The organism is Streptomyces sp. NPDC060198 (assembly GCF_042728415.1).
In the GTDB taxonomy this organism is placed as follows: domain Bacteria; phylum Actinomycetota; class Actinomycetes; order Streptomycetales; family Streptomycetaceae; genus Streptomyces.
Genome location: NZ_JBHWZJ010000264.1, coordinates 1 through 9,813 on the forward strand (window position 1 = coordinate 1; position 9,813 = coordinate 9,813).

Annotated in this window: 7 protein-coding genes; 5 read left to right on the forward strand and 2 right to left on the reverse strand. The window is 72.6% G+C overall.

Translation table 11 applies throughout. From position 1 onward, the window contains the following. Nucleotides 1-273 precede the first annotated feature (273 nt). Nucleotides 274-2,712 carry a right-handed parallel beta-helix repeat-containing protein gene (locus ACFWEP_RS25685; protein WP_387373266.1) on the forward strand — a complete coding sequence of 813 codons (2,439 nt, stop codon included), beginning with the start codon at nucleotides 274-276 and terminating at the stop codon, nucleotides 2,710-2,712. Here ACFWEP_RS25685 and ACFWEP_RS25690 read toward each other — a convergent pair. After that, entirely contained in the window at nucleotides 2,682-5,201 is a 2,520-nt protein-coding gene (locus ACFWEP_RS25690; protein ID WP_387373268.1) for a hypothetical protein, read from the reverse strand. The two genes, ACFWEP_RS25685 and ACFWEP_RS25690, sit on opposite strands and share 31 nt — an antisense overlap. A gap of 246 nt (nucleotides 5,202-5,447) precedes the next feature. Between ACFWEP_RS25690 and ACFWEP_RS25695 the strand changes: the two genes are divergently transcribed. Next, a complete protein-coding gene (locus ACFWEP_RS25695; protein ID WP_387373270.1) occupies nucleotides 5,448-6,311 on the forward strand; it encodes a DeoR/GlpR family DNA-binding transcription regulator in 864 nt (287 codons plus the stop codon). Nucleotides 6,312-6,465: 154 nt separating this feature from the next. Continuing rightward, a complete protein-coding gene (locus ACFWEP_RS25700; RefSeq protein ID WP_387373271.1) occupies nucleotides 6,466-6,918 on the forward strand; it encodes an SRPBCC family protein in 453 nt (150 codons plus the stop codon). 86 nt (nucleotides 6,919-7,004) lie between these two features. Here ACFWEP_RS25700 and ACFWEP_RS25705 read toward each other — a convergent pair whose 3' ends face one another. Next, on the reverse strand, nucleotides 7,005-8,138 hold the full coding sequence (locus tag ACFWEP_RS25705) for a PLP-dependent cysteine synthase family protein (RefSeq protein WP_387373272.1): 1,134 nt from the start codon (nucleotides 8,136-8,138) through the stop codon (nucleotides 7,005-7,007). 253 nt (nucleotides 8,139-8,391) lie between these two features. On the opposite strand from ACFWEP_RS25705, the gene ACFWEP_RS25710 reads away from it, so the two are divergent. Together ACFWEP_RS25710 and ACFWEP_RS25715 are read left to right on the forward strand one after the other, a co-directional pair. Then, a complete protein-coding gene (locus ACFWEP_RS25710; RefSeq protein ID WP_328723256.1) occupies nucleotides 8,392-8,709 on the forward strand; it encodes a hypothetical protein in 318 nt (105 codons plus the stop codon). Nucleotides 8,710-9,158: 449 nt separating this feature from the next. After that, nucleotides 9,159-9,683, forward strand: coding sequence for an ATP-binding protein (locus tag ACFWEP_RS25715; protein WP_387373274.1), 525 nt, complete (start codon nucleotides 9,159-9,161; stop codon nucleotides 9,681-9,683). The last annotated feature ends 130 nt before the right edge of the window (nucleotides 9,684-9,813 follow it).

A 9,813-nucleotide genomic window follows, 5' to 3' on the forward strand; every position in this document is an offset into this window, starting at 1 on the left:
CCACCCCCCAGGTCATGCCTTCGACAGGGGGACACAGTCATGCCGGGCCCGGAGGCCAGCGGCCCCGTTGCAGGACCGCGAAAAACATAACGGGGACGGAGTCGTCAACTGCCGCCCGCCGCGCGCGCTACGGTGGACCGGCCCGCCCTTCCCCTCGGCGGGGCGGACCCGCCAGCGCCGTCGTCGGAAGGCCGACGGCACCCCGCGGTCGCACAACTGTGCGCACGGACACGAGGGATCGCACACAGCACGAGGTGGGGGCAGAACAGCGCCATGGCACAGGGCACGGTCCAGGTGACGCACACCGGCACATCGCGATGGCGGCGCCGCACCGGCGAGTACCCCTCGCTCGGCGCGGCCCTGGAAGCGGCGGCCGAGGGCGATGTCCTCACGATCGCTCCGGGAACGTACCGGGAGAATCTCGTCGTCCAGCGCGCAGTCACCCTGCGCGGTCCCGAAGGGGCCGTCGGCTCGGTCCGCATCGCGCCGGTGGACGGCGTGCCGCTCACCGTGCGGGCTTCCGCCGTCATCCAGGACCTCCACGTGGAGGGCCAGGACTCGGCGGCCCCGGCGGTGCTGGTGGAGGAAGGCGCCCCCGACCTCGTGGACCTGCGGATAGTGACGCGCTCGGCCGCCGGGATCGAGGTACGCGGCGCGGGCCGCCCCACCGTGCGGCGGTGCACCGTCGACAACCCGGCGGGGGTCGGGATCGCGGTCCTGGACGGCGCGGGCGGCGTGTTCGAGGAGTGCGAGGTCGTCTCTGCGGGACAGTCCGGCGTGTCGGTACGCGACGGCGCCCACCCCCGGCTCGTCCGCTGCCGTGTCCACCACGCCTCCGGCTCCGGGCTGAGCGTGACCGGCGAGGGCAGCGGGCTGGAGGCCGTGGGCTGTGAGGTGTACGAAGTCAAGGGCAGTGGTGTCCAGGTGACCGCGCGCGCCTCCGCCCATCTCACCGACTGCACCGTGCACCGCACCTCCGGCGACGGCATCACGCTCGACACCGACGCCGTGCTGACGCTCGCCGACTGCGACATCCACGACATCCCGGAGAACGCGATCGACCTGCGTTCCCGTTCGGTGCTGACTCTGACCCGTTCGACGGTCCGGCGGTTCGGCCGCAACGGGCTCTCGGTGTGGGACCCCGGCACCCGGGTCGACGCCAACCAGTGCGAGATCCACGACAGCACGGGTGACTACCCCGCCGTCTGGGTCAGCGACGGCGCCACGGTGATACTCGACGCCTGCCGCGTCCACGACGTGCCCGACGCCCTGTTCGTCCTCGACCGCGGTTCCCGCGCCGACGTGGTGGACAGCGATCTCACCCAGATCCGCAACACCGCCGTCTCCGTGAGCGACGGGGCAACCGCCCAGCTGGACGACTGCCGCATCCGGGAGGCGTCCACCGGCGCCTGGTTCCGCGACCACGGCAGCGGCGGCACGCTCAACAACTGCACCATCGACGCGGCGCAGACCGGGGTCATCGTCACCAAGGGCGCCGACCCCACCATCGAGCGCTGCACGGTGACCTCGCCGGCCGAGGCCGGGTTCTACGTCTCCGCCGAGGGCCGGGGCACCTTCCACGGCTGCCGGGTGACCGGCAGCGAGGGGTACGGCTTCCATGTGATGGACGGGTGCCGCACCACCCTCACCCGGTGCCGTACCGAGCGGTGCGCGCGGGGCGGTTACGAGCTCCCCGAGGGCGCCTCCCACGACGGTTCGGGCGGCGCGGGCCCGGTCGTGGAGGACTGCACCAGCGACGAGAGCGCCCTGCGCGGGCCCGCCGCCGCGCCCGTACTCACCGCGACCCAGGCGGCGACGCCGGGGCTGCTCGGCTCGATGCCCGCGCAGCGCACCGCGGCGCCCCCCGTCGCGCCCGTGCCCGATCCGCCGGCCGAGCCGGTCCGCGACTCCGACGCTGTCCTCGGTGAACTGGACGCGCTGGTGGGGCTGGACAGCGTCAAGCGGGAGGTCCGGGCGCTCACCGACATGATCGAGGTGGGCCGCCGGCGGCAGCGGGCGGGGCTCAAGGCCGCCTCCGTCCGCCGCCATCTGGTCTTCACCGGCTCCCCCGGCACCGGGAAGACCACGGTGGCCCGGCTGTACGGCGAGATCCTGGCCTCCCTCGGCGTACTGGAGCGGGGCCACCTGGTCGAGGTCTCCCGGGTGGACCTGGTCGGTGAGCACATCGGCTCGACCGCCATCCGCACCCAGGAGGCGTTCGACCGGGCCCGGGGCGGGGTGCTCTTCGTGGACGAGGCGTACGCGCTCTCCCCCGAGGACTCCGGCCGTGACTTCGGGCGGGAGGCCATCGACACCCTGGTGAAGCTGATGGAGGACCATCGCGACGCCGTGGTGGTGATCGTCGCCGGCTACACCCATGAGATGGAGCGGTTCCTCACCGTCAACCCCGGCGTGGCGTCCCGCTTCTCCCGGACCATCACCTTCGGCGACTACCAGCCGGACGAACTCCTGCGGATCGTCCAGCAGCAGGCCCAGGAGCACGAGTACACCCTCGCCGAAGGCACCGGGGAGGCGCTCACGAAGTACTTCACGGAGCTGCCCAAGGGGCCCGCCTTCGGCAACGGCCGCACCGCGCGCCAGACCTTCGAGTCGATGGTGGAACGGCACGCGGGCCGGGTCGCCCAGTTCACCGAGACGAGCACCGACGACCTGACCCTGCTCTACCCGGAGGATCTTCCCGAACTCCCCTGACCCTGCGCGCCCTCCGTGCCCGGGTGCTCGGTCCCGTCGCCCTGCCGGGGCAGTACGGGGCCGAGTTCGGCGAGCAGAGCGGCGCGCTCCCGGGCGAACACCGGGTCGGCCTGGAAGTCGGAGTGTCCCAGGATGGGTTCGGGCAGGGGCAGTTCGGCGGTGCGGCCGTGCACCAGCGGGTCCTTCAGAGGTCCGCGGTCGACCTCGGGGCGTCCTGCTCCCTCGTCGATCCGGACGGGTCCCCCTATCGGGTCGGTGGCCCGCCAGAGGTTGCGCCAGCAGTGGACCGAGCCGTGCAGCCCGCGCAACGCGGCGGGACCGAAGTACGCCGGGAACCAGCGGCCGTACAGCCGTTCGACGGGTGATCCATAGGTGAGGAGCGCGACCCGGCGGCGGGTGACGGCCGGGAGCTGCCAGACGGCGGAGGCCGCGAGCACACTGCCCTGCGAGTGGCCCGAGATGACGAGTCTGCCGCCGGTCCTGGCCGTCCAGGCGGACATCCGGGAGGCGAGGTCGGGCACGGCCCGCTCGGCGTAGCAGGGCGGCGCGAAGGGGTGGGCGGCGCGCGGCCAGTACGTGCCGACGTCCCAGAGGATGCCGATGGTCCGCCGGGCCGAGGCGTCGCGGTAGGCGCGCCGGCCGGAGGCGACGAAGAGTATGAAGCCGAAGCCGACCATCCAGGACCCCGTCGACTGCGCGGCCTCGGCCGCGGATTCGAGGAAAGGTCCGGTCCCGTCCATGGCCCGGCCCGGCACCTGCCCGGTGGACCAGGAGCCCGTCAGGGCCGCGGCGCCCAGCAGCAGAGTGGCCCCGGACACCAGTCCGATGATCCAGGCCGCCTCGTCGGTGAGCCGGGCGGTGGCCCGGACCCGCGCGATCTGCCGGGTGCGGCCGCGCTCGGGCGTACGGCCCCGGTACTCCGGGGCGTACTCGGCGGCGACGGCCGGTTCGAGACGGCGGGCGAGGCGGGCGGTGCGGACGACGAGCACGCCCACGGGCACCAGCAGAACGAGGAGCAGTACCGGGAGCGCCGACGCCTGCCAGCTCAGCAGGACGGGCGGACCTCCTATGGCGGAGCCCGCGCCCATGCCGGGGGTGCCCGGGCCGTCGAGCCAGTCGGCGACCCGCTGGGCGAGGCCGCCGGTCATGACACCGCCCAGCGCGCAGGCCAGCATGGCGATCGCCGGGCCGCCCAGCCCGTACAGCGCGGTGCGGGTGTCGGGGGTGTGGCGGTGGAGGCTCAGGGCGACGGCGGCGAGCGCGACCACCAGGACGCCCTGGCCGACGGTGAGCGCCCGGAAGGTGTCCGCGCCCGCGACGAGAACGCCCGAGGAGGTCCAGCCGGGCCGCGACCAGGCCGCGTGGAGGAGGGACACGGCCAGCAGGACGAGGGCGGCGGAGGGGAGGAAGTTGATGACCGCCCCGTCGAGGCGGTGGTCGAGACGGCGCTCGCTGCGGCCCCGGCTGCAGACGACGGCCACGACGAGGAGGGCGCAGGACGCCAGGGCGACGGTGAGCAGGCGGCCGAGGAGTACGGGGCCGGGGCCGGAGTGGGCCACGTCGTAGTCGGCGGCGGCCCGCTGGACGAAGACTGCGACGGTGAGCAGCCCGGCGGCGGTGTGCGCGGCGCGCAGCCGGGCGACGAGGCGGCGCCCGTACCAGAAGCCGGGGCGGCCGAGCGCGGCTCGCGCGACGGGTGCGGAATCCGGCGTCTCGCCGCGGTCGGAAAGCTTCGGCTCCGGCGTGTCGCCACCGTCCCCGACGCCGCTCGGTGTGCTGTCCGCGGCGTTCTTCGCGTCGCTGTCCGTGTCCGGGGCCTCGTCCGGGCCTCCGCGCGCGTCGCCTCGCGAGTCGGTGCCCGGGAAGGGGCGCTGGGACTCGTACGCGCTCCAGGTGCGGTTGGACAGGTACCAGAGCAGGGTGACGAGGGCCGTGGGCAGCGCTGCGGCGAGGGCGAGCCGTCTTCCGGGCTGGGACCACCAGCCGCCCTGTTCGGCGGAGAGGAAGCCGAGCCAGGACCGGTCCTGCGAGCAGGCGGACACGCCGGCGCACTGCCAGGCCACGAGGTCGAGCGCCACTTCGCAGGCCGCCGCCGTCAGCAGCACGGTGAGGCTGAGGGCGAGGACCCGGACCAGCACACCGTAGAACCGGACCGCGCGGGTGCGTCCCCTCGCGGCGGGCCGCATCCAGTGCGCGAGGTTGACCACCATGAACGGGAGAAGCAGCAGCCACAGGGCGCGGGAGCCGTTGCCGGAGGTCAGATTGGACCAGCAGTAGGCCTCGGCGACGGGCTTGTCGCGGTAGCGCTCGGGATGTTCCTCCGCCTCCACGTCCTCGGGGCGCCGGTACATCGCGGCGGTGAAGTCGCCGGTCACGCGCACCGTGCGCGGGTCGCCGAGCATCTCCTGCGGCGTGGTGCCGCCGACGCCGTGGACGAGCAGTTCGAGCGCGATCCCGGTGGACCGGGAAACCTGGGGAGCAGGGGCCAAGGGAGTACTCGCTCTCCGGTGTGCCCGGCCGTCCGGCGGGCGTGGAAGGGGGTGCCGGGCGGCTCGGTGGGGACCGGCACCCGTTCCACCAGAATCGCCGAGATCGTCGTCGTGTGACGGCCTCTCACCGAATCTCCCCACGTCCCCGACCTCGGTGGCCCCTCCCGTGAGGCGCGTGGGAGGATTGGACGGGCGTTCCGCGGTGCCGCGGAACGCGACGGCCAGAGGGAAGGACCGGACCCCGCGTTGAGCGAGAATCAGAATCTGCTCGCGGAGCAGCGGCGTGCCCTGATCCTCGACGAGGTCCGCAAGCGCGGCGGCGTCCGCGTGAACGAGCTCACCCGTCGGCTCAACGTGTCCGACATGACGATCCGGCGGGACCTAGACGCGTTGGCACGCCAGGGCGTCATCGAGAAGGTGCACGGCGGCGCGGTGCCGGTCGTGGACACGAGCACCCACGAGCCAGGTTTCGAAGCGAAGTCGGCCCTGGAGCCGAGCGCCAAGGAGGACATCGCACGGGCGGCGGCGGCGATGGCCGCGCCGGGCAGCGCCATCGCGCTCTCGGGCGGTACGACCACCTACGCGCTGGCGCAGCGGCTGGTCGACGTACCGGACCTGACCGTGGTGACCAACTCGGTGCGGGTGGCCGACGTGTTCCACGACGCCCATCGCCCGGCCTCCTCCGGCGCCGCCCGCGCGGGCGCGGCCACGGTGGTGCTGACGGGCGGGGTGCGGACCCCTTCCGACTCGCTCGTCGGGCCGGTGGCGGACCGCGCCATCGGCTCGCTCCACTTCGACGTGCTCTTCCTCGGGGTGCACGGCATCTCCGACGAGGCCGGCCTCTCCACGCCGAATCTGGCGGAGGCGGAGACGAACCGGCGGTTCGTGTCGGCCGCGCGCCGGGTCGTGGTGGTGGCCGACCACACCAAGTGGGGGACGATCGGGCTGAGTTCCTTCGCGACGCTCGCCGAGGTGGACACCTTCGTGACGGACGCGGGTCTGTCGGAGAGGGCGCGGGCGGAAATCGAGGAACTGCTGCCCGGCGGCCTGCTGGTCGCGGGGCCGGCCGGGGTACCAGAACCCGGCGCGCGGCCTCCCGCCGAGCGCTGACCCACACGTAGGCGGCCCGGAGACGTCGCAGGACCGCCCGGGTGCCTCCGGCGCGGTGCGGGCGGTCCCCGGCCTCACGCCGGCCCGGACCGCGCCGCACCGGACGCTTCCGCTTGTCCGACGCGAAGGGTCGGACACGGCCTACGATCGGTCGGTGGCCGTCTTCCGGATCGAGCGATTCACGTCCCTTCCACCTGCCGAGGCCTGGCGCCGGGTGACCGACTGGGAGCGGCACGGTGCGTATGTGCCGCTCACCTCGGTGCTCGTCCCGGCCGGCGGGCCGACCGAGGTCGGCACGGTGTTCGTCGCCCGGACCGGAGTGGGCCCTCTCACCTTCGACGACCCCATGGAAGTGGTGCGCTGGACGCCGCCCGAGGCGGGCCGTGCGGGGCTCTGCCGTCTGGAGAAGCGCGGGCGTACGGTCCGGGGGCGGGCGTCGATCGACGTGATGCCGACCCGGACCGGCTCCCACGTGGTGTGGGTGGAGGACGTCCGGCTGTTCCTTCCCGGCCGGTGGATCGATCCGCTGCTCCTGGCGGCGGGGCGGAGGATGTTCGGCCGGGTGCTCGACGGCCTCCTCGAAGCCCCGGCGCGCACGCCGCGGTAGGCGTGGCCGCAGGAGCCGTGGTGTGCGGGCCCTCCGGCGGTGCGCTTGCGCCGTCCGGCCGCACGCCGCGGGAAGGTGCGCGGGCGTCAGGCGGGCCAGCCTCCGGTGCGCAGGAACGTGTCGAGCGCGGCGGCGTACGGGGCGATGTCGAGGCCCTGCTGGTCCAGCCAGGCGTCGGAGTAGTACTTGTCCAGGTAGCGGTCGCCGGAGTCGCAGATCAGCGTCACGACACTGCCCTGCTCACCCCGCTCCACCATTTCCGCGATGATCTTGAAAGCACTCCAGAGCCCGGTCCCGGTGGAGCCGCCCGCCCGGCGGCCCATCACCCGCTCCAGTCCGCGCACCGCCGCGACGCTCGCCGCGTCCGGGACCTTCATCATCCGGTCGATCGCTCCGGGGACGAAGCTCGGTTCCATCCGCGGCCGGCCGATCCCCTCGATGCGGGAACCGCAGTCGCTGCTCGCCAGCGGGTCGTGCCGCGTCCAGCCGTCGAAGAAGCAGGAGTTCTCGGGGTCGGGGACACAGATCCGGGTGTCGTGCTGCATGTAGTGGACGTACCGGGCGATGGTCGCCGAGGTGCCGCCGGTCCCCGCCGTCGCGACGATCCACGCGGGCTCCGGATAGCGTTCCAGTCTCAGTTGCTGGTAGATCGACTCGGCGATGTTGTTGTTGCCGCGCCAGTCGGTCGCCCGCTCCGCGTAGGTGAACTGATCCATGTAGTGACCACCGGTCTCCTTGGCGAGCACGGCCGACTCCTCGTACATGGCCCGCGGATCGTCGACGAAATGGCAGCGGCCGCCGTGGAATTCGATCAGACGGCACTTCTCCGGACTGGTCGTCCGCGGCATCACCGCGACGAAGGGCACCCCGATCAACTTGGCGAAGTACGCCTCGGAGACCGCCGTCGAACCACTGGACGCCTCGATGACCGGCTTCCCCGGGCGGATCCAGCCGTTGCAGAGTGCGTAGAGGAAGAGCGACCGGGCGAGGCGGTGCTTGAGACTGCCGGTCGGGTGGGTGGACTCGTCCTTGAGATACAGGTCGATGCCCCACTCCTCGGGCAGCGGGAAGCGCAACAAGTGGGTGTCCGCCGACCTGTTGGCGTCGGCCTGCACCTTGCGCACGGCCTCTTTGAGCCATGACCGGTACGCGGAGTCGCTGCGGTCGACGTCAGTCGTCGTGACGGCCCCGCCATCGCGTCCGTGCCCGCTGATGCCCATCGCTGATCCTCCTGGTGGAGCCGGTGATGCCTTCCCTCTACGATATTCCTCCCACCTGCACAAACAGGGACTTGGACCTGCCCCAGGAATCGCTTGGGTACGGAGCCCCGATCGCGGGCAACCGGCAAGCCGACACACGTCGCCCGGCGTCACCTTGCGTACACGCGATTCAGCCCGACACGCGCACGTGAACACGTGCCAGGACGGGAAGAATCCCTCCAGGAGCCAATGTGCGGAGGGGGGCGACCGAGCGGTGGACGACGTCGAGTTCAGCGCACGGGGGGTGCGGATCGAGCGATGGGCCCGTTCGCTGACCCGGGCCGGTCAGGTCATCGTCAAGGACGGCCGGGTGGCTCTCCTGACGAGCAACGGCCGGGAGATCGACAGCGCTCCGGTGGGGGCGGTCAGCGCGTGGAAGCGGTGGTTCTCCCAGGCCGATTCGGCCGTCGCCCGGGTCAACGGCGTGCGCTACCGCCTCACGATGGGACAACGCGGCCGGCTGCCGGACGGAGCGGCACCGATACATCACTTCCTCGAGGTCCTGCGCAGCGCCGGTTGCCGGCACCGCTGACCGACGAGCGCCCCGCACGTCCACACCCGCACCGCCCGAACTCCAGCGGTCCGGCCCGGAACCCCCGGGGCGGCGCCGGCCACCGCACGGACCCCGCCCGCGAGGGCCCGGTCGTTCCGCGCCGGCGTCCGGCGGCGCGCGAGGGCTCCGCGGGACGCCACGGGCGTACGACGGCGTCCCCGGCACACCTGAGGCTCCGGACCGGGCCCCGATCGACCCCCGGACCGGCCCCGGATCCTCCCCTGAGCCGGGCCCATGGCCGCGAGTTGCGGTGCGGGGCGCCCTGAGCGACGCTGAAGTCACGTCACGGACGGTTCAACGACGGTCACCCTCGCGACGGAGGGGCCGGCAGCCGCGACGGACCACAGAGCAGACCAGAAACACCAGCCAGCCAGATGCTGGATCCGTTCCTCCGTCTTCTTCCGGACCACTTTCGGGGAGTCGCAGCCGTGATCAGCGAGCCAAGCAGGCACTGCACGGTGGAGCTCCAGGCACTGCCGTCGCGGATCGGTCAGGTCCGCAGAATCATCTCGGCACAATTGCGTTACTGGCATCTCGATCCTCTGATCGACCATGCAGCCCTGGGCGTCACCGAGCTTCTCACCAACGTCCACCGCCACGCGGAGCCGGACAAGTCGTGCACCGTCGACATCGAGCTGCTGCTCGATCGTCTGACCGTCTCCGTACACGACCACGACCCACGATTGCCCACCGTGAACGTGGCCGAGACCTTCGCCACCTCGGGGCGCGGGCTGGCCCTCATCGCCGCCGTCAGTGAGAGCTGGGGTGTCCGCCCCGGCGAGAAGGCGGGCAAGATCGTCTGGTTCACCCTGCCCACCCCTTCCACCACGGCGACGGTGCTACCACCGCTCGCGGTGTACGGATCGATGACCGACGGCCCGTTCGCGGGGAGGTACGCGGGAGCCGTGGAAGCCTCCGCGCAGTTCCCCAGCCGGTCCGAGGTCCTCGGCTGACGCACCGACAACACCGTTCTCCCGGAGCGTGTCCCGCCCCTGTTCAGTCCGAACGTTCGTTGAACGGCAATTCCACCGGTGCGGCGCCGTCCACCGGGTCCCGCCGCACCGGCCCGGACGCGATCAGACG